This is a genomic window from Caulobacter sp. GW821-FHT09B11 (assembly GCF_059418205.1).
Map to the genome: position 1 here is coordinate 12,911 of NZ_JBWKPK010000004.1, position 26,922 is coordinate 39,832.

The following is a 26,922-nucleotide window of genomic DNA, read 5'->3' on the forward strand; positions in this document are numbered from 1 at the left end:
TCCTTACTCTTCTTCCTCGCCGCGGCCGCCGGCCACGCCCAGGGACTTCAGCTTGCGGTGCAGGGCCGAGCGCTCCATGCCGATGAAGTTGGCCGTGCGCGAGATGTTGCCGCCGAACCGCAGGATCTGGGCGTTGAGATATTCGCGCTCGAACAGCTCGCGGGCCTCGCGCAGCGGCAGGGCGATGATCCGCTCGGCGCCGATCGCGCCCGAACCGCCGCTGGAGGGCTGGTCCGCCGCGTTCAGCATGTCGGCGGTGATAAGGTCGCCGGGCTCGCCGGCCGCCAGGATCAGCATCCGCTCGACGTTGTTGCGCAGCTGGCGAACATTGCCCGGCCAGGCTTGAACCTGGAGCGTCGCCAGGGCGTCTTCGCCCAGGCGACGGCGCTGCATGCCGGTGGCCTCGGCGATGCGCTCGACGAAATAGCTGATCAGTTCGGGGATGTCCTCGCGCCGCTCGGCCAGGCCGGGCACGCGCACGGGCACGACGTTGAGGCGGTGGAACAGGTCCTCGCGGAAACGCCCGGCGGCGATCTCCTCGCGCAGGTCGCGCGAGGTGGACGAGATCACGCGGACGTCGACCTGCACGTCGTTGTCGCCGCCGACGCGGCGGAAACGCTGCTCGACCAGCACCCGCAGGATGCGGCTCTGGGTCTCGCGCGGCATGTCGGCCACTTCGTCGAGATAGAGGGTGCCGCCGTGGGCGCGCTCGAACACGCCGATCTTGCGCGGACGACCGCCCTCGCCTTCCTCGCCGAACAGCTCGACGTCGAGGCGCTCGGGGGCCATGCCGGCCGAGCTGACGGCGACGAACTCGGCCTTGGTGCGGGCGCTGGCGCTGTGGATCAGGCGGGCGACCAGTTCCTTGCCCGAGCCGGGCGGGCCGGCGACAAGCACGCGACTGTTGGCCGGAGCGACCTTGGCGATCATCTGGCGCAGGGCCTGGGCGGCCTGCGACTTGCCCATCAGGCCGTCGGAAGCGAAGCTCTGGGCCCGCAGGCGGCGGTTCTCGCGCTTGAGGTTGGTCGCCTCCAGGGCGCGCTCGACGACCAGCAGCAGCCGGTCGGACTTGAACGGCTTCTCCAGGAACTCGTAGGCGCCGCGCTTGATGGCGCTGACGGCGGTCTCGATGTTGCCGTGGCCCGAGATCATGATCACCGGCAGGTCGGCGTCGAGCGTCTTGATCATGTCGAGCAGCTCGAGGCCGTCCATGCCGCCGCCCTGCATCCAGATATCGAGGATCAGCAGGGCCGGCTTGCGCGCACGGATGGCCGCCAGGGCCTGGTCGGAGTCGGCGGCCGTACGAACGGCGTAGCCCTCGTCCTCCAGGATCCCGGCCACCAGATCGCGGATGTCGACTTCATCGTCGACCACCAGCACGTCGGCGCTCATGTCATCTCCTCTACGCCGTGGACGGAAGGCGCGGCGGCGAGCCGCGCCGACGCCGGGAACTTCAGGACGACGCGCGCGCCGGCGTGGCCGTGCGCGTCGGTGAGGACCAGCTCGCCGCCGTGGTCCTCCATGATCCGCTTGACGATGGCCAGGCCGAGGCCCGTGCCCTTCTCGCGGGTGGTCACATAGGGCTCGGCCAGCCGGTCGCGGTCCTTGGCGGGCAAGCCGACGCCATTGTCCTCGACGACGATGCACAGGTTGTCGTCGTCGGAGACCAGGGTGGCGTCGATGCGGCCGCGCGGCTCGGGCGCGGCCAGGCGTCGCGCGCCGACCGCCTCGCCGGCGTTCTTGAGGATGTTGGTCAGGGCCTGGCCGATCATGCGGGCGTCGCAATTGACCCAGACCGCCCCGCCCGGCTCGTCGATGACCACGTCGGTCTCGACGTCGACCACGCGCTGGGCGAAGACGCCGGCCCGCAGCAGCTCGGCAACGTCGGCCGGCGCGAAGCGCGGCGCGGGCATCCGGGCGAAGGCCGAGAACTCGTCGACCATCCGGCCGATGTCGCCGACCTGGCGGATGATGGTGTCGGTGCAGCGGTCGAAGGTCTCGAGATCGCCGGTGATGTCCTTGCGGTACTTGCGGCGGATGCGCTCGGCCGACAGCTGGATCGGGGTCAGCGGGTTCTTGATCTCGTGGGCGATGCGGCGGGCGACGTCCTTCCAGGCGGCGTTGCGCTGGGCCGCCATCAGGCGGGTGACGTCGTCGAAGGTCAGCACCTGGCCCTCGGCGGCGTGGCCGGCGGCCCGCACGCGCAGGCGCAGGGTCTCGCCGCCGCGCACGACGTCGATCTCGACCTCGGCGTTGGGACGGCCTTGGCTGATCTCTTCCAGCACCTCGGCGAATTCTGGCGCGGCCTCGACGAGGTCCTGGCCCACGGCCTCGTCGTCGAGCGCCAGTAGCGCGCCGGCGCGCCGGTTCAGCGCCGAGATCCGGCCCGCGCCGTCCAGACTGATGACCCCGGCGCTGACGCCCGACAGCACGGTCTCGATGAACTGGCGGCGCGACTCGGCGTCGAGGCTGGCGGCCTTCAGCGCGGCCTGCTGGGCCTGAAGATCGGCCGTCATCATGTTGAAGGCGTTGGACAACGCCCGGATCTCCTCGGGCCCGAGCTCGACATCGACCCGGGCGTCGAGGTCGCCGGCCGAGACGCGGCCGGCCGCCTGGACGAGGCCTGATACCGGGGCGGCGATCGAGTTGGCGGCGGCGATGCCCACCCATACGGCGGCGACCAGCACCAGCAGCGCCGTCTCGGCGTAGCTGAGGCCGAAGATCGCCTGGATCCGCGCCCGGTTCTCGGCCGCGTCGCGATAGGAGATCAGCGACTCTTCGGACTCGATCAGGTGGGCCAGGATGCCTTTGTCGATCGGCCGGGCGATGTAGAGGTAGCCGTCCGGAAAGCCCTTGAGCTTGTAGAGCGCACGGAACAGGTCTTCGGAGACGAAGCGCTGCGAGGTGATCTCGCCGGTGTCGGTCCAGCGGAAACTGGAGGGCGGCGGGGCCAGGAACGGCGGGGCGTTCTCGGCCTCTGCGCGGGCCAGGATGCGGCCGTCGCGGTCGAGCACGTAGGCGGCCGAGAAGCCGTTGTCGTCCGCCAGGTTCTTCAGGAAGTGGCCGAAGGCGACCGGCGATTCGGCCATGGCCGGCGCGGCGCTGTTCAGCATGGCGGCCATCGGCCCCATGTGCTGGCTGATATAGGCCGTCTGCTCGGAGACGTAGGAGCGCGCCACCGTGGCCGAGTTCTCGACCACGGTCGTCACCCGCTTGCTGAACCAGCCGTCGACGCCGCGGTTGACCAGCACGCCGAAGAACAGGGCCACGATCACGGCCGGGGCCACGGCCGCCACCGAGAACAGGCCCACGAAGCGCAGGTGCAGACGGGCGCCGGCGTCGCTGGAGCGGGCGTCGATCAGGTCGAGCAGCCGCCAGCCGACGATGGCGGCGATGCAGAGGATGAGCGCGAGGTTGAAGCCCAGCACCACCAGGATCACGGTGCTGGCCGGGCCGATCGGTCCGGTGGTCGGCGGCGACGAGGCCAGGCCCACGCCCGTGGCCGTGAGTACGGCCGCCAGGGCGTAACCGCCGCCGAGGACGTAGCGTGACCTCAGAAGCTCACGCCACCAGAGCCGACTGAACCGGCGCGGGCGGTCTTCCGATTCCGAAACTGACGGGATCGACGTCATCGGTGGGAGTTTAGGGCGGGGTGTGCCCTAAACTCAACACCTATGTGCTGAAAAAGCGTCAGCGGCGAAGTCCGTTTTCGCCTAGCGGCGGCCACGGCTCATTTCGACGCCCAGATCCTGGATCTTCTTGCGAAGGGTGTTGCGGTTCAGGCCGAGGATTTCGGCCGCCCGCACCTGGTTGCCGCGCGTGGCCGAGAGGGTAAGCTGGATCAGCGGACGCTCGACCTCCTGCAGCACCCGGTCGTAGAGACCGGCGGCGGGGACGCCGTCGGGCTGCTCGGCGAAGTGCGAGGCCAAGTGGCGCTCGACCAGGGCCGCCAGGGTCACGGGGCCTTCGTCGGCGCGAGGCGCGGGCGAATGGTCCTGCAGCTCGCGATCGACGATGCGGGCGGTGATCAGCTCCTCGGCGTAGAGGGCGCACATCCGCCGGATCAGGTTCTCCAGCTCGCGCACATTGCCCGGCCAGGAGTGGCTCTTCATGCGGTCGAGCGCGCTCTGGTCGATGGTCTTGGCCGGCAGGCCTTCGCGGTTGGCGCGCAGCAGGAAGGTGCGGGCCAGGTCCGGGATGTCCTCCGAACGATCGCGCAGCGGCGGCAGGCGCACCGGGGCGACGTTCAAGCGGAAGAACAGGTCTTCGCGGAACAGACCCTGCTGGATCAGTCCGCGCAGGTCGCGATTGGTGGCCGCGATGATCCGCACGTTGGGGCGACGGCCGGTCTTGGGGTTCACGACCGGCTCGGTGCCGTCGATCACCCGCAGCAGGCGGGTCTGGGCGTCGAGCGGCATGTCGCCGATCTCGTCGAGGAACAGCGTGCCGCCGTCGGCTTCCACCAGGCGGCCAAGGTCGCCCTCCCCGCGTCCGAACAGCTCGGTCTCGACCCGCTCGCGCGGCACGGCCGCCAGGTTCAGGACCACGAACTTGCCGTCGCGGCGACGACCCAGGTCGTGCAGGGCGCGGGCGACCAGCTCCTTGCCGGTGCCGCTTTCGCCGAGGATCAGCACGGTGAGATCGGCGCCGACCAAGCGGGCGATGGTGCGATAGACCTCCTGCATCGGCGCCGAGCGGCCGATCAGCGGCAAGCGCTCGTCGCGCATGGCGCGGGCCTGGGCCTTGGAGGCCTCGGCGTCGGCCGGACGCGACAGGGCCCGACGCGCGGCGGCGGTGACGTCGTCGAGGTCGAACGGCTTGGAGACGTATTCGAAGGCCCCGGCGTCGGCGGCGTTGACCGCGGTCAGCAGGGTGTTCTGCGCGCTCATCACGATGATCGGCAGCTTCGGGCGCTCCTTGCGGATGCGCGGCAGCACGTCGAACACGTTCTCGTCGGGCATCATCACGTCGGTGACGACGAGATCGCCCTCCCCGTCGCTGACCCACTTCAAGAGCGTGGTGGCGTTGCCGGTGGCCCGGACTTGATAACCCAGACGAGTGAAGGCCTGGCTGAGAACGAGACGGACCGAAGAGTCGTCGTCAGCGATCAGAATCTTCTTGTTGGCGGCGTTCATCTACTCACGCGTCTCCAAAGGAAGGTTCGGGCGCCACAGGCAGCAGCACGCGGAACACGGTGCGGCCGGGCTCGGATTCGAAATCGATCAGGCCGCCATGGGCCGTCACGAGCTTGGTGACCAGGGCAAGGCCGAGGCCGGTGCCGTTGGCCTTGGTGGTCACGAAGGGCTGGAACAGGTGCTCGCGCAGGCTCTGGGGCACGCCCGGCCCGTTGTCCTGCACGCGGATCTCGATCGGCGCGCTGGACGCCGGCTTGCCGTCCACGCCCCGCACCCGCACGCCGGGGCGCCAGGCGGTGTGGATGACGAGCTCGCCACGGCCGTCGCCGCGCATGTGGGCGGCCTCGGAGGCGTTCTTCACCAGGTTCAGGAAGATCTGGATCAGATGGTCCTCGTCGCCCCAGACCGGCGGCAGCGAGGGATCGTACTGTTCGCGGAAACGCAGGCCGTCGGCGACGCCGTTGACCACCAGCGCCCGCACGCGGTCGAGCACCTGGTGGATGTTGACCGCCTCGCGCGGGGTCGGGGCCTGGTCGGAGAAGGCCTCCATGCGGTCCACCAGGCGGCGGATGCGGTCGGTCTCGTCGACGATCAGCTGGGCCAGCGGCTGGTCGGCGGCGCTGGCGCCGGTCTTCAGCAGCTGTGCCGCGCCGCGGATGCCGGCCAGCGGGTTCTTGATCTCGTGGGCCAGCATGCGGCCAAGGCCGACGACAGAGCGCAGGCCCGCCGCGTCGGCGGCGTTCTCGACGCCCAGCGCGCCCTTGACGTGCAGGGTCAGCAGCACCGAGCCGTCGCCCAGGGGCGAGGCGGCGCCGTCGGCCTCGAACGGCGGCTGGCCGAAGAGATTGACCTCGACCCCGTGTTCGCGGACCAGCGCGCCTTCGAACACGGCGCGGTCCATCAGCGAGACCAGCACCGAGCCGGGCGGCAGGGCGGCGCGGAAACGGCCGCGGGCCAGCAGCGACAGGCCGTGGCCGAACAGGGCCTCGGCGGCTTCGTTGACGGCCACCAGGGCGCCGTCGCGGTCGACGACCAGGGCGGGCTCGGGGCTCAGCTCGAAGGCCGCGGCCTTCAGGGCGTCCAGCGCGGGACCGGTAATGGCGCGGGCGCGGTCGGTCATGCGGCGATCCTCCCGCCGGCCAGCCAGAGGTCGGCGAGCGCGACCTCCAGGACGGCCGGATCCTCGATACGACAAAGGCTGGCGCGCGCCTGGCGGCGGGCCTCGGCGCTTTCGGGCCAAGGCGCGGCCTCGATGTAGGACGCCAGGTGCTTGCGGAACATCTTGAGCCCCAGGCGATCGCCGTAGAAGGCGAGGCTGCGACGGAAATGGGTCAGGACGATCGCCAGGCGCTCGTCGACGCCGGGTTCGACGAAGTCGCGGCCGTCGAGGGCGGCTTCAATGGCCTGGGCGATCCACGGGCGGCCATAGACGCCCCGGCCGATCATCACGCCGTCGGCGCCCGATTGCTCGAGGGCGCGGCGAGCGCTGTCAGCGTCGATGATGTCACCATTGACCAGCACCGGCACCGAGACGGCGTTCTTGACCGGCGCGACGGCGGCCCAGTCGGCCTCGCCCTTGTAGAACTGGCAGCGGGTGCGGCCGTGCACGGTGATGGCGCGGGCCCCGACGGCTTCGGCGCGGGCGGCGATCTCGGGGGCGTTGCGGCTGGCGTCGTCCCAGCCCAGGCGCATCTTGACCGTGACGGGCACGTCGACGGCCTCGACGGCGGCGGCGACCAGGGCCTCGGCCAGATCGGGCTCGCGCATCAGGGCCGAGCCGGACGCGGCCCCGGCGGTGACTTCCTTGGCGGGACAGCCGAAGTTCAGGTCGATGATCTCGGCCCCGGCTTCAGCCGCCAGGCGGGCGCCGTGGGCCATGTGCTCCGGATCGCGGCCGACAAGCTGTACGACCATCAGCGGCAGGCCTTCGCCGACGGCCGCGCGGCGGACGACGTCGGGCCGGCCCTTCGCGAATTCCGCGCAGGCGACCATTTCGGTGGCCACATATGATGCGCCGAGGCGCGTGGCCGTTTCTCTGAACGGAAGGTCGGAAACGCCTGTCATAGGCGCAATCCACACCCGTCCGGGCACCGTGACGGCGCCGACTGCGAGCTGCTTGCTCATTTTATGATCATCCCCACCGCTGTGTTTTTAGGCACATTGTGCAGCGCAGTAAAGCCCTCCGTTCGCTGGACATGCGCGACGACAACGTTAGACACGGGCCATGACCTTCTCAGCCGTCGTCGTCGCCGCAGGCAGCGGAACCCGTGCCGGACCCGGCCAGGCCAAGCAGTGGCGGGATCTGGCGGGCAAGCCGGTCCTTCGCTGGTCGGTCGAGGCCTTGCTGGCGGCCGGGGCCGCCGATCTCGCAATCGTTACCGATCCCACGATGCAGGACATCCTGGGCGAAACCTTGGCCGGCCTCGCCGGCTGGCGGTTCGCGCCGGGCGGCGCGACGCGGGCGCTGTCGGTGCAGTCGGGCCTGGCCGTCCTCGCCCATCGCCCGGCCGACGAGCCGGTGCTGGTGCATGACGCGGCCCGCCCTTTCCTGACCAAGGCTGTCGTGGACGGCGTGCTGGCGGGTCTGGAGACCGCCGACGGCGTGGTTCCCGCCCTGCCCGTGGCCGACACGCTCAAGTACGTTGGCAAGCGCGGCGGCGAGTCGGGAGCGACCACGACGTCGCGCGACGGCCTGTGGCGCGCCCAGACCCCGCAGGCGTTCCGCCGCGACCGCCTGCTGGCCGCCTACGCCGCCTGGAGCGGCGAGACGGAACCTACCGATGACGCCCAGGTGGTCGAGGCTGACGGCGGCAAGGTCGCCATCTCGGTCGGCGATCCGCTGCTGACCAAACTGACCTATCCGGAGGACTTCGCCATGGCCGAACGGCTGGCGGGCGGCGCCCGCATCACCCGCATCGGCCAGGGCTTCGACGCCCACCGCTGGGGTCCTGGCGAGTCGGTGTGGCTGTGCGGCGTCGAGATCGCCCACGACGAGACCCTGATCGGCCATTCGGACGCCGACGCCGGCTTGCACGCCCTGACCGACGCCATCCTCGGCGCGATCGGCGACGGCGACATCGGCGACCACTTCCCGCCGACCGACCCGCAGTGGAAGGGCGCGGCCTCGGACAAGTTTCTGATCCACGCCGTCGATCTGGTCCGTCGGCGCGGCGGCCGCCTGATCAACGTGGACGTGACGCTGATCTGCGAGCGGCCCAAGATCAAGCCGCACCGCGAGGCCATGCGAACGCGCCTGGCGCAGATCCTCGACCTGCCGCTGGACCGCGTCAGCGTGAAGGCGACCACGACCGAGAAGATGGGCTTCACCGGCCGAGGCGAGGGCCTCGCCGCCCAGGCGGTGGCGACGGTGGAAACGCCCCTCTAGACTGACGCTCAAAGGAGTCGCGGCATGTTTCCCATTGAGATCGAAACCCTGGCCCGACTGCTGATCGACGAGGCGCGCGAGAAGAAGCTGCGCCTGGCGGCGGTCGAAAGTTGCACCGGCGGGCTGGTGGCGGGCGCGATCTGCGCCATCTCGGGGGCGTCCGACGTCTTCGAGCGCGGCTTCGTCACCTACACCAACCGCGCCAAGAGCGAGATGGTGGGCGTGCCGGGCGACCTGATCGCCGACCATGGCGCGGTATCCGAGCCGGTGGCGCGGATGATGGCCGAAGGGGGCCTGGCCAACAGCAACGCCCATGTGGCCGTGGCCATCACCGGTATCGCCGGTCCCGGCGGCGGCACGCCGATGAAGCCGGTCGGCACCGTCCACTTCGCCGTCGCCCGCGCCAACCGCTCGGTCGTGCACCGGCACGAGCATTTCGACGGCCAGACCCGCGAGGCGGTGCAGCTGGCGGCGATCCGCACGGCGCTGGAAATGCTGCGCGAGGCCGTGGCCTGATGCCCGACAGCGCGCCCTCCGACTGGCGGCGGTTCGTCGGGGCGGGCTTCTCGCGTTCGGCGCTGGGCGCGGCGGCCAAACGCAAGAGCGAGCTGCGCCACGCCGTGCGGGTGTCGGCCGCCGTAGTGGCCGCCTACGCCCTGGCCACTCTGCTGCGCCTGCCGCAGGGCTATTGGGCGGTGTTCACGGCCGTCATCGTCGTGCAGTCGAGCCTGGGCGCGACCATCACCGCCTCGATCGAGCGGTTCATGGGGACAGTCGTGGGGGCCGCCGCCGGCGCGTTGGCGGCCTGGCTGCACATGCGCCATCCCGAGTGGGGCGGGTTAATCCTGGCGGTCACCGCCGCCGCCCTGGCCTTCCTGGCCGCCGTGCGCCCGGCCTTCAAGGTCGCGCCGATCACCGCCGTGATCATGCTGATCGGCACGACGACGCACATGGACCCGCTGACGGCGGCCTTCCTGCGGGTGGCCGAGATCACCGTCGGCAGCCTGGTGGGCGTGGCCGCCACCCTGCTGATCTTCCCCGCGCGGGCGCACCAGTCGGTGGTGTCGAGCAGCCAGAAGGCCGCCGGCCTGCTGGCCGACCTGCTGTCGCACTACGCCGCCAAGTTGGAGGGCGCGCCGACCACCCTGGATCCGCGCGAGCACTACGACGAGACCCTGAAGGCGCTGTCGAAGCTGCAGACGGCCATGACCGAGGCCGACCGCGAGACGGCCAGCAAGCTTTCCGACCGCTCGGTGTCGGACGCCCTGCCCCGCACGCTGTGGAGGCTGCGCAACGACTGTGTGATGATCGGCCGGGCCCTGCGCGAGCCCCTGCCCGCGGCCAGCCTGGCCCCGCCGACGGCGGCCATGCTGTCGGCCTCGTCGGCCTATCTGCGCGGCGTGGCCCAGAGCCTGTCGGGAACCGCCCGCCCCGACCGCATCGCCTTCGCCGCCGGCCACCAGACCTTCCAGGACGCCGTCGAGGGCATGCGCGACGTCGGCGCGACGCGTGAACTGGCCTTCGACGACGCGGCCCGGACGTTCGGCCTGGTATTCGCGGTGGAGAACCTGTTCGCGAACCTGGGGGATTTCGCCGATCGCGTGGAAGAGGCGGCAGGGAAGCGGGATTAGATTCGGCGCCCTCCCAACCCTTGCCGCCACTCTTTTTGCTTTCCTGGGCCTTGTGCCCAGGACCCATGCTTCAGCCGCTGAGACGGTGCAAAACGCGCTCGGGCCTCTGACGCCGCACAAGCTGAACGATGGATCCTGGGCACGAGGCCCAGGAAGGCGGGCTAGTTGGAAGTGTGGGAGGACGTGGGCGAGTCGGCGCCAAGCCGCCCCTACCCCTTCGCCCCGTAAAGCTGCGCCGCGCGGGCCTCGAAGCAGGCGATCAGCTTGTCGACCGCCCGGTCCATGTTGGCCGCCAGCAGGGCGTCGAGCATCTTGGACTTGAAGGCGAAGTCGATGGCGAAGTCGATGGTGGTCCCGTCGGGATGCGGCGAGAACCGCCACTGGTTCGACAGCCGCTTGAACGGGCCGTAGAGCAGGCTGACGACCACCGTCAGGTCCGACCGGTCGCGGCGGACGCGGGTGGCGAACTTCTCGCGCAGGAACGAGAAGCCGACCTGGGCCTCGGCGTCCAGCGTGGTCACCTCGCCGGCTTCGCTGGCGTTCCAGGTGCGCATGGCCGTGATCCACGGCACGAACGACGGATAGGCCTCCACATCGCCGACGAGCGTGAAGAGTTGTTCGGGCGCATAGGGCAGCACCCGGGTGACGACGTGGCGATGCAAGGCTTAGCGGGCCTTGGCGTCGAGCGCGCGGCGGGCCGCCTGCAGCTTGGCGAAGTCTTCGCCCGCGTGGTGCGACGAGCGGGTCAGCGGGCTCGACGACACCATCAGGAAGCCCTTGGCCCGGGCGATCGCCTCATAGGCCTTGAACTCTTCCGGCGTCACGAAGCGGTCGATGGCCGCGTGCTTGCGGGTCGGCTGCAAGTACTGGCCGATGGTGATGAAGTCGACGCCGGCCGAACGCATGTCGTCCATCACCTGCATGACCTCCTCCTTGGTCTCGCCCAGACCGACCATCAGGCCGGACTTGGTGAACTGGGTGGGGTCGCGCTCCTTGACCCGGTCGAGCAGGCGCAAGGAGTGATAGTAGCGGGCGCCCGGGCGGATCTTCAGATAGAGCCGCGGCACGGTTTCGAGGTTGTGGTTGAAGACGTCCGGACGGGCGTCGATGACCACGTTCTCGGCCCGGTCCTTGCGCAGGAAGTCGGGGGTCAGGATCTCGATGGTCGTGCCCGGCGCGGCGGCGCGGATCGAGGTGACGACCTCGGCGAAGTGGCGGGCGCCGCCGTCGATCAGGTCGTCGCGGTCGACCGAGGTGATCACGACGTGCTTGAGGCCCATCTTGGCGACGGCCTCAGCCACGCGGCGGGGCTCGTCGGGATCCAGTTGGGTCGGCAGGCCGGTGGTGACATTGCAGAAGGCGCAGGCGCGAGTGCAGATCTCGCCCATGATCATCATGGTCGCGTGCTTCTGGCTCCAGCACTCACCGATGTTCGGGCAGGCGGCCTCTTCGCAGACCGTGGTCAGCTTGTGCTCGCGCACGATGCCCTTGGTCTCGTTGTACTGGCCCGAACCTGGCGCGCGAACGCGCAGCCAATCGGGTTTGCGCAGGACCGGGGTGTCCGGGCGATTCTGCTTTTCGGGGTGGCGGACGGCGCGTTCCTCGGGACCGCGAGCCTTCAGCGTATCGATCAACGTGACCATGTGGGCCTAGATCGGCCTTCTTGGCCTCCGGATCAAGCTCTCGATCTTGCATGCGGCGCAAAGGCGCGAAATGAGTGGCCTATATGCTTCGCCTTGTGCTCGTCCTGCTGCTCGCCCTGCTCCTTTTCGCCTGCGGCGAGCAAGGATCCCGCGCGCCTTTCGCCGACAGCCGGACCCCACCGGGCCTGGAGCGCCGCTTCCTGCCGCCGAACGGCTGGGCCTGGGGCTATGTGCAGGTCGGCGAGGACGCGGTGCAGCGCTACGGCGTCAGCGCCCCGCACGGCGCGCCGACCAGCCAGGTCCTGATTCTGACCGACTACGGCGAAAGCGCCGAGACCTGGTTCGAGACCGCCAACGACCTCAACGCCAAGGGCGTGGTGGTGTGGATCCTGGAGCGCCAGGGCCAGGGCGGCTCCGAGCGGCTGACCGTTCCGCGCGACCGCGGCCACGCCGTCAGCTACGCCCCCGACGTCACGGCGACCAAGGCCATGGTCAAGGCGGTCATCCGCCCCGACGGCCGTTTGCCTCTGACGGTGCTGGGTCAGGGCCAGGGCGGGCTGGTGGCCCTGCGCGCGGCCGAGGAAGGCCTGATGGCCGACGCCCTGGTGCTGTCGGCGCCGACCTTCGAGCTGAACGCCCTGCCCGCCCCCAAGGCCCAGTTGATCAAGGCCGCTCGCCTGGCGCGGCAGGCCCGCCTGTCGTTCCTGGCCTGGCCGACGTCCCAGGACTGGCGGCGCGACGGTCCCGACGACAAGGCCCTGGGCCTGACCGGCGATCCGGTGCGGGGCGCGGTCAACCACGCCTGGCAGACGGCCAATCCGGACCTGCGGATGGGCGCGCCGAGCCTTGGCCTCTACGCGGCCTACTACGACGCCCTGGACGCCACGGCCCAAGACCTGGCGGGCGTGAAGATCCCGACCCTGCTGCTGGCGGGCGACGCCGATACGGTGACGCCGGCCTCGGCCCAGGCCAGCGTCTGCAAGGCGCTGGCGGCCTGCCGCGAAACCCGCTTGCCGGGCGGGCGCCATGCGCTGCACCTGGAGCGGGATTCGGTGCGGGGCCCCTGGCTGGAGGCCGTGACCCAGACCGTGCGCGGCGCCGGCCGCCGTTCCGCCGCCAGACCTTGAGCCGCAAGGGTTTGCTCCCCACCTGAAGAACAGGGTTCGATCACGAAACGTGACCGATCTTTGCAAACCCCGCCGGGATCGCTAGGCTCCCTGCTCAATCGAACGAGGGCGGAACTCGCGCCTTTGTGGGAGGTTTCGCCGGCATGCCGGTAGTTTTTAAAGCCGAAGACGGCCAAAAGGCGCTCTTCGACGCCCTGATCGACGCCAAGGACAAGTTCGGAGCCAAGAAGCCGATCCTGGAGGACCAGGACCGCAACCCTCTGAGCTATACCGACCTGATCCGGGCCAGCTTCGCCCTGGGCCGCAAGATCGCGGCCATGACCAAGCCCGGCGAACATGTCGGCGTGCTGCTGCCGTCGGGCGTCGGCGCGGTCGTCGTGTTCTTCGCCCTGCACGCCTTCGGCCGCGTGCCGACCATGCTGAACTTCACCGCGGGCCTGCGGAACATCAAGGCCGCGGTGAAGCTGGCCAACGTCCGGCACGTGCTGACCGCCCACAAGTTCATCGAACTGGGCAAGCTGCACGACGTGGTCGATGCGATCGACGATCTGGCCAAGGTCGTCTACCTGGAAGACGTCCGCAAGACGATCGGCCTCACCGACAAGCTGTTCGCGGCCGCGGCCGGGGCCTTCCCGCGCCAATTCCGCAGCCCGGCCAAGCCGTCGGACAAGGGCGTGGTGCTGTTCACCTCGGGCAGCTTCGGCGCGCCGCGCGGCGTGGTGTTGAGCCAGGCCAACCTCGTCTCCAACGCCGCCCAGATCGCCGCCCACATTCCGCTGGATCCGGCCTGGGTGATGTTCAACCCGCTGCCGGTGTTCCACTGCTTTGGCCTGACCGCCGGCGTGATCCTGCCGCTGCTGCAGGGCATGAAGGCGTTCGAGTATCCCTCGCCGCTGCACACCAAGCAGATCCCGCCGCTGATCAAGGACAGCAAGGCCTCGCTGCTCTTGGCCACCGACACCTTCGTCAACCAGTACGCCCGGGCGTCCGAGACCGACGAACTGGGCGGGCTGCAGTTTATCGTCTGCGGCGCCGAGAAGGTGCGCGACGAGACCCACGCCCTGATCAAGGAGCGCTTCGGCGACGTGCCGGTGCTGGAAGGCTACGGCGCCACCGAGGCCTCGCCGGTGATCGCGGTCAACAAGCCGACCGACAACCGCGCCGGCACCGTGGGCGGCCTGCTGCCCGGCATCGAGACCCGTCTCGAACCGGTCGAGGGCATCGCCGAGGGGGGACGCTTCTACGTGCGCGGCCCCAACATCATGTCGGGCTATCTACGCGAGGACGGCGGCCTGGACGCCCCCGAAGGCGGCTGGCACGACACCGGCGACGTCGTCACCATGACCGACGACGACTGGATCACCATCAAGGGCCGCGTGAAGCGCTTCGCCAAGATCGGCGGCGAGATGGTGTCGCTGACCGCCGCCGAGGACCTGGCCGTGGCCGTGTGGCCCAACGGCCGCCACGCCGTGATCTCGATGCCCGACAAGAAGAAGGGCGAGAAGCTGATCCTGGTCACCGACTGCCAGACCGCCACGGCCGCGCCGCTGGTGGCTCATGCCCAGGCGATCGGCGCGCCCGAACTGGCCGTGCCGCGCAAGATCCTCAAGGTCATGCAGGTGCCTGTGCTGGGCAGCGGCAAGACCGACTATGTCGCGATCCAGCGCATGGCCGAGACCGACAGCCAGGCCGCCTGACGGCCCGCCTTACAGACCGACGAACTTTCGCCCCTCCCCGGGCGTTTCAGTAGAGCTTGCGGCCGTCGCTCCTATTCCTTCGCGGAAAGAGCGGCGGTCGACTGCGTGAACCGAAGCGTTGGAACGGGAGAAAGCCTTGGAACGACTGTACGTGTGGGCCCCGCGGGTGCTGAGCCTGCTGCGCATCATCGCCGCCCTGCTCTTCATGGAGCACGGCCTGATGAAGCTCTTCCATTTCCCGGCCGCCCAGCCCGGCGCGCCCGATCCGCTGCCGCCGCTGCTGCTGGCCGCGGCCGTGCTGGAAGTCGTGGGCGGCGGCCTGCTGGCGCTGGGCCTGTTCACCCGGCCGGTGGCGTTCCTGCTGTCGGGCCAGATGGCTGTGGCCTACTTCCTGGCCCATTTCAGCCAGGGCTTCTGGCCGGCGCTGAACGGCGGCGAGGCGGCGATCCTGTTCAGCTTCATCTTCCTCTACCTTGTGTTCGCCGGGCCGGGGGAATGGAGCGTGGACGCCCAGGTGCGGAAGCGGCCGTAGGCGCGACCATCCGGCTGTCGGAAAAATTGAAGGAAGCTGCACAGCAGCCATGAATTGTCGCAGGATGGCGCCATGAGCGCCCTCCTGCCCTTCATGCTTGCCCTGGCCGTCGCCCCGCCGGCGGACGTCCCCAAAACCTATCTGCTGTCGATCGTCGGCCTGCCGGTGAAGACCGGGCAGATGATCGACGGCTTCAGCTTCACGACCTGGGGCGTCAAATTCAATGCGGTCTGCCAGATCCCCCATGGCTGGCGGATCACGGCGGGCGGAAGCCTGACGCCTGACGCCGAACTGATCGGCGAAGGCGGCCAGGGGGTCAGCTGGTTGAGGGAGCGCAATCCAAAGAGCCTGGAGTCGCTGGCCCTGATCACCCTCTACGGGCCTGTCCAGAAAGAAACGATCTACCAGGCCACTGGCGAGATCCCAGCCACCTTCGCCGGCAAGGCCTCGGTCTGGGATATCGACGCCGAGGACGGCCATGACGTCCCGCTGAACGCCGACAACATCAGGCTGGTCCCCGCCAAAGCCTGTCCGAGCCGCTAAAAGTCCAGTTCCATCCGCGCGCCGGTGACGTGTACGCCGTAGTCGCGATCACCATCGGCCAGGGGCGTGGCGTCCTGGTAGGCTAGGTAGGCGTGGTTGAGGTTGAAGCGCAGGTACTCGACCGGCTGCCAGATCAGGGCGGCGATCAGCGCGTCCTGCCGTCCGCCGACGATCGGGCCGTCGTTGAGGTCGAGATGGTCGTAGCGGGCGTTGACCTGCACCGCGCCGATCCCACCGCCGCCCAGCGGCTTGCGGGGCTTGGCGCGGTCGAAGATGCCGGACTTGTAGCCGCGGGTGTCGTCGGTCAGGAACCAGCCCAGTTCGGCATAGCCGCCGAAGAAGCGCGCGTCGGGGCCGCTCGCCAGATCGCTTTCCAGCCAGTGGGTCTCGGCCGCGCCGTGCAGGCGACCGCGGACGAAGGCGACTTCCAGGCCGTAATGGGCTTCGTCCCTGACGGCGAGCGTCGAGGTGCCGATCAGGCGGGTGTTGCTGGTGTGGACGTAGGGTCGCTGGCGATAGCGCGTGCCGGCGTCGCCCACGCGCTTGAGGTCGCGCCAGTGGGCCGAGCCGCCCAGGTGCAGCTGGGTCTTGCCGATCTTGGGCGCATAGACCAGGCGGCCGTCGAGGCCGTAGCTGTTGTTCTCGTCGCCGCCGCTGGCGCCGTCGCTGTCGTTGGAGAGCGCGGTGATGTCGTCGGCGAACAGGCCGGCCTGCAGCAGCCAGGCGGCCTTCTCGTACTGGGCCGCCAGACCCAGCCGGCGCTCGAAGCTGAAGGCGTCGGTGAAGGCCGCGCGCTCCATGACCGAGCCGGAGGTGTCGCCGGTCAGTTCGTCGAGCGACTGGAACTGGTTCTGGTTGCCCAGGGCGAACTGCCAGCCGCCGGCCTTGTAGGTGACGAAGGTGTCGACCAGGTCGACGCCGTTGTCTGACAGCTCGAGCTCCAGCTTGTAGCCGATGCCGGCGCCCAGGCTCCCCTCCCCACCCAGGCGAATGCGGCGCATCTCGGCGGCGTAGCCGAGGCCGCGATCGGTCGAGCCGTCGGGGCGGCCGACATAGCCGACGTCGGTCTGGATGCGCCCCTTGGCCTTGAAGCTGCGGCCGCCGCTGGCGGTGAACTGCGGCGAGCCCTTCCAGGCGATCTCGGTCGGCGACGACGGCGCCTTCGTCGGCGCGGCTGCGGTCGCGATGGACGCCGCTGGCGGAGCCGTGCGCTGGGGCGCGCCGGTCGCACCGTCGAGCCGCTGCTCCATGCGCTGGAGCTGGGCCTTCAGGGTCGCGATCTCGGCCCGCAATGCGGCGGCGTCCTCGGCGCTCAGCGGCCTGTCCTGGGCCTGGGCTGCGGACGTGGCGAGGCAAAGCCCGGCGACGCTCGTCGCCAGCGGAAGCAGGATGGAGGCGCGCAAGATCGTCACCCGGAATGCAGAAGACCCGCCCGGCGGCCTGCCGGGCGGGTCTTCATAGCGACCGGGTTTTTGCTGTCCCGTGACAAAGTGTGTCTGGGGAGGCCCCGGAGACCGGATTTCATCCGCCTTCGGACGAAACCCGGACAACCCCAAATCGTGGGCCGGATCAGATGTGCAGGACGCGGCCGTAGGCGTCGAGCGAGGCTTCGTGCATGGCTTCCGACATGGTCGGGTGAGCGTAGACGATGCCGTGCAGGTCTTCTTCCGTCGCTTCCAGCGTGATGGCCGTGACGAAGCCCTGGATCATCTCGGTCACTTCGTGGCCGATCATGTGGGCGCCGATCAGGGCGCCGGTCTTGGCGTCGAACACGGTCTTGACGAAGCCCTCGGTCTCGCCCGCGGCCACGGCCTTGCCGTTGACCTTGAACGGGAAGCGGCCGGCCTTGACCTCGAGGCCCGCGGCCTTGGCGCCGGCTTCGGTGTAGCCCACCGAGGCCACCTGCGGGTTGGCGTAGGTGCAGCCCGGGATCGGCGAGTGGACGTTGGGCGTCTTGTAGCCGGCGATGTACTCGGCGGCGTGGATGCCCTCATGGCTGGCCTTGTGGGCGAGCCAGGGCGCGCCGGCGACGTCGCCGATGGCGTAGAGGCCCGGCACGTTGGTCTCGCCGTGCTTGCCGGTGACCACGTGGCCGCGGTCCAGCGTCAGGCCGACAGCTTCCGTGCCTTCCGTGTTCGGAACGATGCCGATGGCGACGATGCACTTCTCGGCGGTCAGCTGTTCGGCCTTGCCGCCGACCTCGACCGAGACCGACACGCCGGTGGCGGTCTTGTCGATCTTGGTGACCTTGGCGCCGATGCGGAACTTGATGCCGCGCTTCTCGAAGGCCTTCTGGGCGGCCTTGGAGACCTCGGCGTCCTCGACCGGCATGATGCGGTCGACGGCCTCGACGACGGTCACCTCGGCGCCGAGGGCGCGGTAGAAGCTGGCGAACTCGATGCCGATGGCGCCCGAGCCGATGACGACCAGCGACTTCGGCATGGACTTCGGCGCCAGGGCGTCGCGATAGGTCCAGACCTTGTCGCCGTCGGAAACGGCGCCGATGGCCGGGATGTTGCGGGCGCGGGCGCCGCTGGCCAGGATGACGTTCTTGGCCTGGACCGTGCGGCTGCCGCCGGCCTTCAGCGCGATCACGACCTTCGGAGCGGGGCTGCCCTTCTCGAGCTTGGCCTCGCCCTCGATGACCTCGATCTTGTGCTTCTTCATCAGGAAGGCGATGCCGCCCGACATGGTCTTGGCCACGCCGCGCGAACGCTCGATGATCTTGTTGAAGTCGAACGAGGGCTTCTCGACCGCCAGGCCGTAGGCGTCCAGGTGCGACAGCTGTTCGAAGATCTCGCCGGACTTCAGCAGCGCCTTGGTGGGGATGCAGCCCCAGTTCAGGCAGATGCCGCCCAGATTCTCGCGCTCGACGATCGCCGTCTTCAGACCCAGCTGGCTGGCGCGGATGGCGGCGACATAGCCGCCCGGACCGGCGCCGATGACGACGACATCGAATTCCGTGGACATGGTAGTCTTACCCTGGCTTGGACGCCGCGCGGGGGAGCGGCGGCGTCGAACGACCGGCCCCGCGGGGCCGGCCTGGGAAATCTATAACAGCGCCTCGACCGCGGCCTGGAGCTCTTCCGGCTTGGTGGTCGGGGCGAAACGTTCGACGACGTTGCCGTCGCGATCGATCAGGAACTTGGTGAAGTTCCACTTGATGCCTTCGGTGCCCAGCACGCCCTTCTGCTGCTTCTTCAGATAGGCGTAGAGCGGATGGGCCGAGGGACCGTTGACGTCGATCTTGGCCATCATCGGGAAGGTCACGTCGTAGGTCAGCGAGCAGAAGCTGCCGATCTCTTCGGCCGTGCCAGGCTCCTGGCTTCCGAACTGGTTGCACGGAAAGCCCAGGATGGTCAGGCCGCGGTCCTTGCTCGCCTTGTAGAGCGCTTCCAGGCCTTCGTACTGCGGGGTCAGGCCGCACTTGCTGGCGGTGTTGACGATCAGCAGCACCTGGCCGCGATAGTCAGCCAGGCTGACGTCCTTGCCTTCGAGCGTCTTGGCCGAGAATTCGTAGACCGACATCGCGTGTTCTCCCCGGGGCCGTCCCCGTCCTGAAAAGCCCAGGATGGGGCCTCGTCGCGCCGTATCCGAAATCCCCGCCCCGCGTTTGACCGAGAGGCGAGGATTTAGAGAGCGTCCTTAGACGATCAGGGTCAGCGGCTCCTCGATCAGCGGCTTGAAGGCCGCCAGGAACCTGGCGCCGACCGCGCCGTCGACCACGCGGTGATCGCAGGTCAGAGTCACGGTCATGACCGTGGCCACGGCCAGCTGGCCGTTCTTGACGACCGGACGCTGCTCGCCGGCCCCGACGCTCATGATCGCGCCTTGCGGCTCGTTGATGATCGACGAGAAGGCCTTGATGCCGAACATGCCGAGGTTCGAGACCGAGAAGGTGCCGCCCTGGAATTCCTCGGGCTTCAGCTTCTTGGCCTTGGCGCGGGCGGCCAGGTCCTTCATCTCGGCCGAGATCTGGGCCAGGCCCTTGGTCTCGGCGGCGCGGATGATCGGGGTGATCAGGCCGCCGTCGATGGCCACGGCCACGGCGATGTCGGCATGCTTGTGCATGGCGATGCCTTCGGGCGTGTAGGAGGCGTTGGCCTCCGGCACGCGCTTCAGCGCCACGGCGGCGGCCTTGATGACGATGTCGTTGACCGACACCTTCACGCCCTGGCCTTCCAGCAGGCTGTTGATCTTCGCGCGGGCGGCCAGCAGGCCGTCCAGCTCGATGTCGATCGTCAGCGGGAAGTGCGGCACGTCGCGGAAGCTTTCCGTCAGGCGGCGCGCGATGGTCTTGCGCATGCCGTCCAGCGGGATGAGGTCGTAGGAGCCGGCGGGGATGCCCATCTGCTCCAGCGACTGCACCTTGCGCGGCTCGGCGGCCGGGGCCGAAGCGGCGGCGGGAGCCGAGGCCGGAGCGGCCTTGGCGGCCGGGGCGCCGCCGCTCTTGGCGGCTTCGACGTCCGACTTGACCACGCGGCCGTGCGGACCCGAGCCCTTGATGGACTTCAGGTCGAGGCTGGCGGCGGCGGCCAAGCGACGGGCCAGCGGCGAGGCGAAGACGCGCGAGCCGTCGGCGGCCACGGGAGCAGCCGGAGCCGGAGCGGCCGGAGCAGCAGCGGGAGCCGGAGCAGCAGCGGCCTTCGGGGCCTCGGCGACAGCGGCGGCGGGCGCTTCGGCCTTGGGCGCCGGCGCGGGGCTTTCGCCCTCGCCCGCCAGCTTGGCGATCAGCGCGTTGACCTTGACGTTCTCGGTCCCGGCGTCGACCAGGATGGCTTCGATCACGCCCTCATCGACGGCTTCGACTTCCATGGTCGCCTTGTCGGTCTCGATCTCGGCGATGACGTCGCCGGCCTTGACGGTGTCGCCGACCTTGACGTGCCACTTGGCGAGGGTGCCCTCTTCCATGGTGGGCGACAGGGCGGGCATCAGGATGTCGATCGACATTTGAGCTCTTTCCTCAAGCGTTCGGGACGATGTCGGCCCCGATGGTGTGCCGGGCCGTCGTCCTCGATACCCCGCCCTGGGGCGGGATGAATTCGTTGACCGAGACGATGCGGCCCCCGCCCGTCAGGAGCGGGGGCCGCGCCGGTCTCAGCGGTAGCAGACCGCCTTGGCCGCCTTGACGATCTTGTCGACCGACGGCAGCGACAGGGCTTCCAGGTTGGCCGCATAGGGCAGCGGCACGTCTTCCTGGTGCACCCGCAGCGGCGGGGCGTCCAGGTAGTCGAAGCCGAACTCCGTGATGCGGGCGACGATCTCGGCGCCGACGCCCATCGGGCCCCAGCCTTCCTCGACCGTGACCAGGCGGTTGGTCTTCTTGACGCTTTCCAGGACCGTGGCGTGGTCCATCGGGCGGATCGTCCGCAGGTCGACGACCTCGGCCGAGATGCCTTCGGCGGCCAGGGCCTCAGCGGCCTGCAGGGCGAAGCCCACCATGCGGCTGTAGGCGACCAGGGTTACGTCCGTGCCCTGACGGCGGACCTTGGCCTTGCCGATCGGCACGACGTAGTCCTCGACGTCCGGGATGTCGAACTCGTGCCCGTACATCATCTCGTGCTCGAGGAAGACGATCGGGTTCGGGTCGCGGATGGCGGCCTTCAGCAGGCCCTTGGCGTCGGCCGCGTCGTACGGCGCGATGACCTTCAGGCCCGGGATGTTGCCGTACCAGGCCGCGTAGTCCTGGCTGTGCTGGGCGCCGACGCGCGAGGCCGCGCCGTTGGGACCGCGAAACACGATCGACGACTTGATCTGGCCGCCCGACATGTACAGCGTCTTGGCCGCCGAGTTGATGATGTGGTCGATCGCCTGCATGGCGAAGTTCCAGGTCATGAACTCGACGATGGGCTTCAGGCCCGCCATCGCCGCGCCGACGCCCATGCCGGCGAAGCCGTGCTCGGTGATCGGGGTGTCGATGACGCGCTTGTCGCCGAACTCCTGCAGGAGTTCGCGGCTGACCTTGTAGGCGCCCTGGTACTGGGCGACTTCCTCGCCCATCAGGAACACGCGGTCGTCGCGGCGCATCTCTTCGGCCATGGCGTCGCGCAGGGCGTCGCGCACGGTGATCTTCTTGGTCGGCGTGCCTTCCGGCAGTTCCGGATCCGCGAAGGCCGAGACGGCGATCGGGGCTGGAGCAGCGGGAGCGGCCGGAGCAGCAGCCGGGGCGGCTTCAGCGGCCGGAGCAGCAGCCGGAGCCGACGCCGAGGCGCCGTCTTCGCCCGCCAGCTTGGCGATCAGGGTGTTGACCTTGACGTTCTCCGAGCCGGCCGGAACGAGGATGGCCTCGATCACCCCCTCGTCGACGGCTTCGACTTCCATCGTCGCCTTGTCGGTCTCGATCTCGGCGATCACGTCGCCGGCCTTGATGGTGTCGCCTTCCTTGACGAGCCATTTGGCCAGGGTGCCTTCCTCCATGGTGGGGGAAAGCGCGGGCATCAGGATGTCCGTCACTCGGCGGCCTCCAGGTATACGTCGGTGTAGAGTTCGGAGGGGTCCGGCTCGGGGCTGGTGCGGGCGAACTCGGCCGCTTCGGCCACGATGCGCTTCACTTCGCCGTCGACGGTCTTCAGATCGTCCTCGGTGACGCCGGCCGCGGCCAGGCGTTCCTTGATGTGGTCGATCGGATCGCGGGTCGTCTTGACCTCGTCGACCTCTTCCTTGGTGCGGTACTTGGCCGGGTCGGACATCGAGTGGCCGCGGTAGCGGTAGGTCTTCATCTCGAGGATGTAGGGACCCTGGCCGCTGCGGGCGTGCTCGCTGGCGCGGGCGCCGGCTTCACGCACGGCCACCACGTCCATGCCGTCGACTTCCTCGCCCGGGATCCGGAACGAGACGCCGCGCTTGTGGAAGGCGGTTTCCGACGCCGAACGCTCGACGCTGGTGCCCATGGCGTACTGGTTGTTCTCGATCACGTACACGACCGGCAGCTTCCACAGCTGGGCCATGTTGAAGCTCTCGTAGACCTGGCCCTGGTTGGCCGCGCCGTCGCCGAAGTAGGCGTACGAGACGTTGCCGTTGCCCTTGTAGTGGTTGGCCAGCGCCAGGCCGGTGCCGAGCGCCACCTGGGCGCCGACGATGCCGTGGCCGCCGTAGAAGCCGGTCTCGATGTCGAACATATGCATCGAGCCGCCCTTGCCACGCGACGAACCGCCAGCGCGACCGGTCAGCTCGGCCATGACTTCCTTGGGATCCATGCCGGCGGCCAGCATGTGGCCGTGGTCACGGTAGCCCGTGATGATCTGGTCGCCCTGATGCGAGATCGACTGCATGCCGACCGCGATGGCTTCCTGACCGATGTAGAGGTGGCAGAACCCGCCGATCAGGCCCATGCCGTACAGCTGGCCGGCGCGCTCCTCGAAGCGGCGGATCAGCAGCATGTCCTGATAGAATTTGAGAAGCTCTTCCTTGCCGACGAAGGCGTTGACACCGGTGTCGGCGCCCTTCTCCGTCGAGGCTTCACCCTTGCGCGTTCGCGCCATTAAACTCTCCCTGGCCAATCACCATAACGGCCTTCATCTCAGAGGCTTCCGTCGCCGCCGCTGTGCGGCTTTCCGGCGCAGGATCGCGCTCATGTTGACGCCGAGACCGCCCTCCAGGCCGCAACCTGAAGTGTGGTCTACAAGACAGCCTAGGACCGGTGTGAACCGACCCAGCTCAGCGCTTGGTGCGGATCACGTAGTCCTTGGGATCGGCGTATCCAAGGAGGGAACGCGCACGTTCCTCCAGGAGATCGGCCGACAGGCTGCCGCTGCGTAATAGACGAGCCCGAGCCTCCAGGTCCATCCTCTCAGCGCGGATCTTCTTAAGTTCCATCGTCTTGGCGGCCAAGTCCGCGTTGCGTTGAGACGAGGAAAGCAGGCCTCTCTCGCCCGTCAGAGCGTGAAAGACGAAGTACGTGATCAGGAGAAGGAGCGCCGCGGTCGGCAGGTAGGGTTGCAGTCGAGCGAACATCGGCGAATCCCGGACAGGGAGCTTCAGGCTGCCAGAACGTGCTTAACACGGTCTAAATCCCCAAGCCTGCAAGGGGCTTGCAAATAGCGCGCGAGCAGGCTCAAAATACTTTCAAATGAGACCGTTTCAGGGGCATCGAGATACCGCATCGCGGCATTTCGTTCGCAGCCGCGAGAATGGTTGAAACCTCTGTTTTTCTAAAGCCGCCCCAGCTTTTAGAAAAAATGTGGTCGGTCTTTTTTGATCGAACACCGGCCACGCCTGTTTTAACGGCGCCGACGCCTCAGAATCGCCGCGGTGACGCTTTCCAGGTGCCGTCTAAGGTTGAGCGATCACGCGCCTCGCGTGCAAATCGCCGCGCTTCGGGGAGAGAAACGACATGCTTCGCAGACACGCCCTTGCCGGCCTGGCGGTCGTCGCCTTCCCGCTGACCGCCGTCGCCCGCCAGCGCGACGACGGCGTCGTGAAGGGCCGCAAGGGCGGGCCGAACATGATCAAGGGCGATCCGCCCAGGCTCGACTTCGGCGGCGGGCTGGTGATCCCGATGAACAGCTCGATCTTCAAGACTCTCTGGGAGGGCGAGGACCGCTGGGTGACCTACGGCCGCTCGGTGGCTCGCCAGGAAGCACGGGCCATGCAGCAGGCCGAAGTCGCCGCCACGGGCACGATGAAGCTGATGCTGCTGACCCAGGCCTTCGCGCCGGAACGCCTGGTCCGGTTCGAGACCTGCGGCTGGCGCGGCAAGACCAACGACGCCAACGACCTGGTGCTGGGCGATGTCGCCCTGCCCGGCCGCCCGGTGATGCCGACCACCGACCGCATCAACGGCGGCGCCACGGGCGCGGAGACCGACGGCCTGGGCGAGGACGCCTGGCACGCGGTGACCGGCTACATGGTCATGAAGAAGGATCTCACCCTGGCCGAGGTGAAAGCCCGGGCGCAGCTCGTGCAGGGCTGACACGCCCGCCTCCCGTGATTGGAGACACCGTGATGAACCGCGACTGGAACCGCCGCCGGTTGATGGCGGCCGGCGGCGCTCTGACCCTCTGCGGGGCGGGAACAGCCCGGGCTGAACCTGGACCGGAGGTCCTGGCCCTGTGGCCGGGCCCGGCGCCGGGCGGGGAGCGGGTCACGGCCGAGGAGCGGCGCGTGGCCTACAACTGGCCTGACGGCCGTGTCGACTACAGCATCGAGGGCGTCACCCGCCCGACGCTGACGCTCTATCCGCCGGCGGAGGCCGCGAAGCCGAAGGCGGCGGTGCTGGTCATTCCCGGCGGCGGGTTCAGCAAGGTGGTGGCCGACAAGGAAGGCCACGAGGTCGCCCGCTGGCTGGCCGCCAACGGCGTCTATGCCGGGGTGCTGGTCTATCGGCTGCCGAAGGATCCATGGGCCGCCCGCTTCGACGCGCCGCTGCAGGACGCCCAGCGCGCGCTGCGCCTGCTGAGAAGCCGGACCAGCGCCCCTTCTGTCGGCGCGCTGGGCTTCTCGGCCGGCGGGACCCTGGCCGCGGCCCTGGCCTCGCGCGGAGCCGCGGCCCTCTATCCGCCGGTCGACGCCCTGGACGCGGCCCCTTCCCTCCCCGACTTCATCGGCCTGGGCTATCCCTGGCTGACCCGGCCCAAGGCGCCGCCGCAGGCGACGCCGTTCCATGGCTTCAACAGCCCCACGAAGGCCTTCCTGTTCCACGCCGAGGACGATCCCAAGGTCTCGGCCGACAACAGTCGGGACGCGGCGCGCGACATCGTCGCCTTGGGCGGGACCGCCGAGCTGCACGTCTTCCCGACCGGCGGCCACGGCTTCGCCCTGCGCTCGCGCCCGCCGGCGCCGGAGACCGCCTGGGGCGGGCAGTTCCTGGCCTGGCTGGACCGGCTTCCCGGCTGAGGATCGGACACGAAAAAGCGCGCCGGGCGGACCCGGCGCGCTCTTATCTTTCAACTCGGACCGTGGTCCGCCCGATCAGCGGCCCTTGAGGGCGGCGCGGCCGGCGTAGACGCCCTGGTCTTCCAGCTGTTGCTCGATGCGCAGGAGCTGGTTGTACTTGGCCAGCCGGTCCGAACGGGCCAGCGAGCCGGTCTTGATCTGACCGCAGTTCAAGGCCACGGCCAGGTCGGCGATGGTGCTGTCCTCGGTCTCGCCCGAGCGGTGGCTCATGACGCTGGTGTAGCCGTGGCGGTGGGCCAGATCGACGGCGTCGATGGTCTCCGACAGGGTGCCGATCTGGTTGACCTTGACCAGGATCGAGTTGGCCAGGCCCTGGTCGAGGCCGATCTGCAGGCGCTTGGGATTGGTCACGAACAGGTCGTCGCCGACCAGCTGGACCTTCTTGCCCAGGGTGTCGGTCAGCAGCTTCCAGCCGGCGAAGTCGTCTTCGGCCATGCCGTCTTCGATCGAGGCGATCGGGAACTTGGAAACCAGGTCGGCCAGGTAGTCGACCATCTGCGACGGGTCGAGCGACTTGCCCTCGCCTTCCAGCTCGTACTTGCCGTTCTTGAAGAACTCGGTCGAGGCGACGTCGAGGCCCAGCAGGAAGTCGTCGCCGGCCTTGTAGCCCGCGGCTTCACCGGCCTTGACGATGAAGTCGAGCGCGGCCTCAGCCGAGGCGAGGTTGGGAGCAAAGCCGCCTTCGTCGCCGACGTTGGTGTTGTGGCCGGCGTCCTTCAGGGCCTTCTTCAGGCCGTGGAAAATCTCGGCGCCCATGCGCAGGGCTTCGGAGAAGCTGACCGCGCCGGTCGGCAGGATCATGAATTCCTGGATGTCGATCGGATTGTCGGCGTGGGCGCCGCCGTTGATGATGTTCATCATCGGGGTCGGCAGCACGCGGGCGTTCACGCCGCCGATGTAGCGGTGCAGCGGCAGGCCGGCCGACTCGGCGGCGGCCTTCGCCACGGCGAGCGAGACGCCGAGGATGGCGTTGGCGCCCAGGCGCGCCTTGTTCGGCGTGCCATCGAGGCCGATCAGCAGGCTGTCGATGCGGCGCTGGTCTTCGGCGTCCACGCCCGACAGGGCGTCGAAGATCTCGCCGTTGACGGCTTCCACGGCCTGGCGGACGCCCTTGCCGAGGTAGCGCGACTTGTCGCCGTCACGCTTTTCGACGGCTTCGTGGGCGCCGGTCGAGGCGCCCGACGGCACCGCGGCGCGACCAAAGGCGCCGTCCTCGAGGACGACGTCGACCTCGACCGTCGGATTGCCGCGGCTATCGAGGATTTCGCGGGCGATGATGTCGACGATCTCGGTCATGGGAGCTCCCGAAAGAAAAGGCGCTTCCCCTTAGCCGCG

At 69.0% G+C, this 26,922-nt stretch carries 24 protein-coding genes; 9 read left to right on the plus strand and 15 right to left on the minus strand.

What is annotated here, in order from left to right:
- Positions 1 to 3: 3 nt before the first annotated feature.
- The 5 genes from ntrX to dusB all read right to left on the minus strand — a co-directional run bounded on the left by ntrX (position 4) and on the right by dusB (position 7,259).
- Positions 4 to 1,392 carry a nitrogen assimilation response regulator NtrX gene (ntrX, locus tag AC07N1_RS03710; RefSeq protein WP_494670572.1) on the minus strand — a complete coding sequence of 463 codons (1,389 nt, stop codon included), beginning with the start codon at positions 1,390 to 1,392 and terminating at the stop codon, positions 4 to 6.
- On the minus strand, positions 1,389 to 3,632 hold the full coding sequence (locus AC07N1_RS03715; RefSeq protein ID WP_494670573.1) for a sensor histidine kinase NtrY-like: 2,244 nt from the start codon (positions 3,630 to 3,632) through the stop codon (positions 1,389 to 1,391). The genes ntrX and AC07N1_RS03715 overlap by 4 nt, the downstream gene beginning before the upstream one ends.
- Before the next feature lie 81 nt (positions 3,633 to 3,713).
- Positions 3,714 to 5,135, minus strand: a complete 1,422-nt coding sequence (locus tag AC07N1_RS03720; protein WP_110122062.1) for a sigma 54-interacting transcriptional regulator — start codon at positions 5,133 to 5,135, stop codon at positions 3,714 to 3,716.
- A 4-nt stretch (positions 5,136 to 5,139) separates the two neighbouring features.
- Entirely contained in the window at positions 5,140 to 6,255 is a 1,116-nt protein-coding gene (locus tag AC07N1_RS03725) for a two-component system sensor histidine kinase NtrB (RefSeq protein WP_494670574.1), read from the minus strand.
- Entirely contained in the window at positions 6,252 to 7,259 is a 1,008-nt protein-coding gene (gene dusB, locus AC07N1_RS03730; protein ID WP_494670575.1) for a tRNA dihydrouridine synthase DusB, read from the minus strand. Before dusB ends, AC07N1_RS03725 begins: the two co-directional genes overlap by 4 nt.
- A 100-nt stretch (positions 7,260 to 7,359) precedes the next feature.
- Here dusB and AC07N1_RS03735 point away from each other — a divergent pair, with 100 nt between their 5' ends.
- From AC07N1_RS03735 to AC07N1_RS03745, 3 genes are read left to right on the plus strand one after another with little or no spacing between them, the layout of a single operon-like run.
- Entirely contained in the window at positions 7,360 to 8,520 is a 1,161-nt protein-coding gene (locus AC07N1_RS03735) for a bifunctional 2-C-methyl-D-erythritol 4-phosphate cytidylyltransferase/2-C-methyl-D-erythritol 2,4-cyclodiphosphate synthase (protein WP_494670576.1), read from the plus strand.
- Positions 8,521 to 8,544: 24 nt separating this feature from the next.
- Complete coding sequence (locus AC07N1_RS03740; RefSeq protein ID WP_494670577.1) at positions 8,545 to 9,036, plus strand: CinA family protein; 492 nt, start codon at positions 8,545 to 8,547, stop codon at positions 9,034 to 9,036.
- Positions 9,036 to 10,151 (plus strand): FUSC family protein, encoded by a 1,116-nt coding sequence (locus AC07N1_RS03745; RefSeq protein ID WP_494670578.1) that lies wholly within the window; start codon positions 9,036 to 9,038, stop codon positions 10,149 to 10,151. The genes AC07N1_RS03740 and AC07N1_RS03745 overlap by 1 nt, the downstream gene beginning before the upstream one ends.
- A 209-nt stretch (positions 10,152 to 10,360) precedes the next feature.
- Here AC07N1_RS03745 and AC07N1_RS03750 read toward each other — a convergent pair whose 3' ends face one another.
- Together AC07N1_RS03750 and lipA are read right to left on the minus strand one after the other, a co-directional pair.
- Positions 10,361 to 10,813, minus strand: coding sequence for a type II toxin-antitoxin system RatA family toxin (locus tag AC07N1_RS03750; protein ID WP_494670579.1), 453 nt, complete (start codon positions 10,811 to 10,813; stop codon positions 10,361 to 10,363).
- 3 nt (positions 10,814 to 10,816) lie between these two features.
- Entirely contained in the window at positions 10,817 to 11,794 is a 978-nt protein-coding gene (lipA, locus tag AC07N1_RS03755; protein WP_494670580.1) for a lipoyl synthase, read from the minus strand.
- A gap of 83 nt (positions 11,795 to 11,877) precedes the next feature.
- Between lipA and AC07N1_RS03760 the strand changes: the two genes are divergently transcribed.
- The 4 genes from AC07N1_RS03760 (at position 11,878) to AC07N1_RS03775 (ending at position 15,693) form a co-directional block, all read left to right on the plus strand.
- Positions 11,878 to 12,921, plus strand: a complete 1,044-nt coding sequence (locus AC07N1_RS03760; protein WP_494670581.1) for an alpha/beta fold hydrolase — start codon at positions 11,878 to 11,880, stop codon at positions 12,919 to 12,921.
- A gap of 143 nt (positions 12,922 to 13,064) precedes the next feature.
- On the plus strand, positions 13,065 to 14,618 hold the full coding sequence (locus AC07N1_RS03765; protein WP_494670582.1) for an AMP-binding protein: 1,554 nt from the start codon (positions 13,065 to 13,067) through the stop codon (positions 14,616 to 14,618).
- 136 nt (positions 14,619 to 14,754) lie between these two features.
- On the plus strand, positions 14,755 to 15,150 hold the full coding sequence (locus AC07N1_RS03770) for a DoxX family protein (protein ID WP_494670583.1): 396 nt from the start codon (positions 14,755 to 14,757) through the stop codon (positions 15,148 to 15,150).
- A gap of 72 nt (positions 15,151 to 15,222) precedes the next feature.
- A complete protein-coding gene (locus AC07N1_RS03775; protein ID WP_494670584.1) occupies positions 15,223 to 15,693 on the plus strand; it encodes a hypothetical protein in 471 nt (156 codons plus the stop codon).
- On the opposite strand, the gene AC07N1_RS03780 is transcribed toward AC07N1_RS03775, so the two are convergent.
- The 7 genes from AC07N1_RS03780 to AC07N1_RS03810 form a co-directional block, all read right to left on the minus strand.
- Complete coding sequence (locus tag AC07N1_RS03780) at positions 15,690 to 17,105, minus strand: OprO/OprP family phosphate-selective porin (RefSeq protein ID WP_494670585.1); 1,416 nt, start codon at positions 17,103 to 17,105, stop codon at positions 15,690 to 15,692. The genes AC07N1_RS03775 and AC07N1_RS03780 overlap by 4 nt on opposite strands.
- Before the next feature lie 157 nt (positions 17,106 to 17,262).
- Positions 17,263 to 18,663, minus strand: a complete 1,401-nt coding sequence (gene lpdA / locus AC07N1_RS03785) for a dihydrolipoyl dehydrogenase (protein ID WP_110122074.1) — start codon at positions 18,661 to 18,663, stop codon at positions 17,263 to 17,265.
- An 81-nt stretch (positions 18,664 to 18,744) separates the two neighbouring features.
- The gene (locus tag AC07N1_RS03790) at positions 18,745 to 19,221 is read right to left on the minus strand and encodes a glutathione peroxidase (RefSeq protein WP_492855315.1); all 477 of its coding nucleotides are present in this window, start codon (positions 19,219 to 19,221) and stop codon (positions 18,745 to 18,747) included.
- Positions 19,222 to 19,338: 117 nt separating this feature from the next.
- Entirely contained in the window at positions 19,339 to 20,643 is a 1,305-nt protein-coding gene (locus AC07N1_RS03795) for a pyruvate dehydrogenase complex dihydrolipoamide acetyltransferase (RefSeq protein ID WP_494670586.1), read from the minus strand.
- A 147-nt stretch (positions 20,644 to 20,790) separates the two neighbouring features.
- Positions 20,791 to 22,146 (minus strand): pyruvate dehydrogenase complex E1 component subunit beta, encoded by a 1,356-nt coding sequence (locus AC07N1_RS03800; RefSeq protein WP_494670587.1) that lies wholly within the window; start codon positions 22,144 to 22,146, stop codon positions 20,791 to 20,793.
- Positions 22,143 to 23,174, minus strand: a complete 1,032-nt coding sequence (gene pdhA, locus AC07N1_RS03805; protein WP_494670588.1) for a pyruvate dehydrogenase (acetyl-transferring) E1 component subunit alpha — start codon at positions 23,172 to 23,174, stop codon at positions 22,143 to 22,145. Before pdhA ends, AC07N1_RS03800 begins: the two co-directional genes overlap by 4 nt.
- 175 nt (positions 23,175 to 23,349) lie before the next feature.
- On the minus strand, positions 23,350 to 23,646 hold the full coding sequence (locus AC07N1_RS03810) for an FtsB family cell division protein (RefSeq protein ID WP_058348879.1): 297 nt from the start codon (positions 23,644 to 23,646) through the stop codon (positions 23,350 to 23,352).
- A 379-nt stretch (positions 23,647 to 24,025) separates the two neighbouring features.
- Between AC07N1_RS03810 and AC07N1_RS03815 the strand changes: the two genes are divergently transcribed.
- Together AC07N1_RS03815 and AC07N1_RS03820 are read left to right on the plus strand one after the other, a co-directional pair.
- Positions 24,026 to 24,604 carry a hypothetical protein gene (locus tag AC07N1_RS03815; protein WP_494670589.1) on the plus strand — a complete coding sequence of 193 codons (579 nt, stop codon included), beginning with the start codon at positions 24,026 to 24,028 and terminating at the stop codon, positions 24,602 to 24,604.
- 32 nt (positions 24,605 to 24,636) lie between these two features.
- Positions 24,637 to 25,527, plus strand: a complete 891-nt coding sequence (locus tag AC07N1_RS03820) for an alpha/beta hydrolase (RefSeq protein WP_494670590.1) — start codon at positions 24,637 to 24,639, stop codon at positions 25,525 to 25,527.
- Between the two features lie 75 nt (positions 25,528 to 25,602).
- Here AC07N1_RS03820 and eno read toward each other — a convergent pair whose 3' ends face one another.
- The gene (gene eno / locus AC07N1_RS03825; RefSeq protein ID WP_494670591.1) at positions 25,603 to 26,883 is read right to left on the minus strand and encodes a phosphopyruvate hydratase; all 1,281 of its coding nucleotides are present in this window, start codon (positions 26,881 to 26,883) and stop codon (positions 25,603 to 25,605) included.
- Positions 26,884 to 26,922 lie beyond the last annotated feature (39 nt).

What these genes read in the sequence shown, in the direction of transcription:
- ntrX (WP_494670572.1), bottom strand. Translation starts at nt 1,392, where the DNA reads ATGAGCGCCGACGTGCTGGTGGTCGACGATGAAGTCGACATCCGCGAT.
- AC07N1_RS03715 (WP_494670573.1), bottom strand. Translation starts at nt 3,632, where the DNA reads ATGACGTCGATCCCGTCAGTTTCGGAATCGGAAGACCGCCCGCGCCGG.
- AC07N1_RS03720 (WP_110122062.1), bottom strand. Translation starts at nt 5,135, where the DNA reads ATGAACGCCGCCAACAAGAAGATTCTGATCGCTGACGACGACTCTTCG.
- AC07N1_RS03725 (WP_494670574.1), bottom strand. Translation starts at nt 6,255, where the DNA reads ATGACCGACCGCGCCCGCGCCATTACCGGTCCCGCGCTGGACGCCCTG.
- dusB (WP_494670575.1), bottom strand. Translation starts at nt 7,259, where the DNA reads ATGAGCAAGCAGCTCGCAGTCGGCGCCGTCACGGTGCCCGGACGGGTG.
- AC07N1_RS03735 (WP_494670576.1), top strand. Translation starts at nt 7,360, where the DNA reads ATGACCTTCTCAGCCGTCGTCGTCGCCGCAGGCAGCGGAACCCGTGCC.
- AC07N1_RS03740 (WP_494670577.1), top strand. Translation starts at nt 8,545, where the DNA reads ATGTTTCCCATTGAGATCGAAACCCTGGCCCGACTGCTGATCGACGAG.
- AC07N1_RS03745 (WP_494670578.1), top strand. Translation starts at nt 9,036, where the DNA reads ATGCCCGACAGCGCGCCCTCCGACTGGCGGCGGTTCGTCGGGGCGGGC.
- lipA (WP_494670580.1), bottom strand. Translation starts at nt 11,794, where the DNA reads ATGGTCACGTTGATCGATACGCTGAAGGCTCGCGGTCCCGAGGAACGC.
- AC07N1_RS03760 (WP_494670581.1), top strand. Translation starts at nt 11,878, where the DNA reads ATGCTTCGCCTTGTGCTCGTCCTGCTGCTCGCCCTGCTCCTTTTCGCC.
- AC07N1_RS03765 (WP_494670582.1), top strand. Translation starts at nt 13,065, where the DNA reads ATGCCGGTAGTTTTTAAAGCCGAAGACGGCCAAAAGGCGCTCTTCGAC.
- AC07N1_RS03775 (WP_494670584.1), top strand. Translation starts at nt 15,223, where the DNA reads ATGAGCGCCCTCCTGCCCTTCATGCTTGCCCTGGCCGTCGCCCCGCCG.
- lpdA (WP_110122074.1), bottom strand. Translation starts at nt 18,663, where the DNA reads ATGTCCACGGAATTCGATGTCGTCGTCATCGGCGCCGGTCCGGGCGGC.
- AC07N1_RS03790 (WP_492855315.1), bottom strand. Translation starts at nt 19,221, where the DNA reads ATGTCGGTCTACGAATTCTCGGCCAAGACGCTCGAAGGCAAGGACGTC.
- AC07N1_RS03795 (WP_494670586.1), bottom strand. Translation starts at nt 20,643, where the DNA reads ATGTCGATCGACATCCTGATGCCCGCCCTGTCGCCCACCATGGAAGAG.
- pdhA (WP_494670588.1), bottom strand. Translation starts at nt 23,174, where the DNA reads ATGGCGCGAACGCGCAAGGGTGAAGCCTCGACGGAGAAGGGCGCCGAC.
- AC07N1_RS03810 (WP_058348879.1), bottom strand. Translation starts at nt 23,646, where the DNA reads ATGTTCGCTCGACTGCAACCCTACCTGCCGACCGCGGCGCTCCTTCTC.
- AC07N1_RS03815 (WP_494670589.1), top strand. Translation starts at nt 24,026, where the DNA reads ATGCTTCGCAGACACGCCCTTGCCGGCCTGGCGGTCGTCGCCTTCCCG.
- AC07N1_RS03820 (WP_494670590.1), top strand. Translation starts at nt 24,637, where the DNA reads ATGAACCGCGACTGGAACCGCCGCCGGTTGATGGCGGCCGGCGGCGCT.
- eno (WP_494670591.1), bottom strand. Translation starts at nt 26,883, where the DNA reads ATGACCGAGATCGTCGACATCATCGCCCGCGAAATCCTCGATAGCCGC.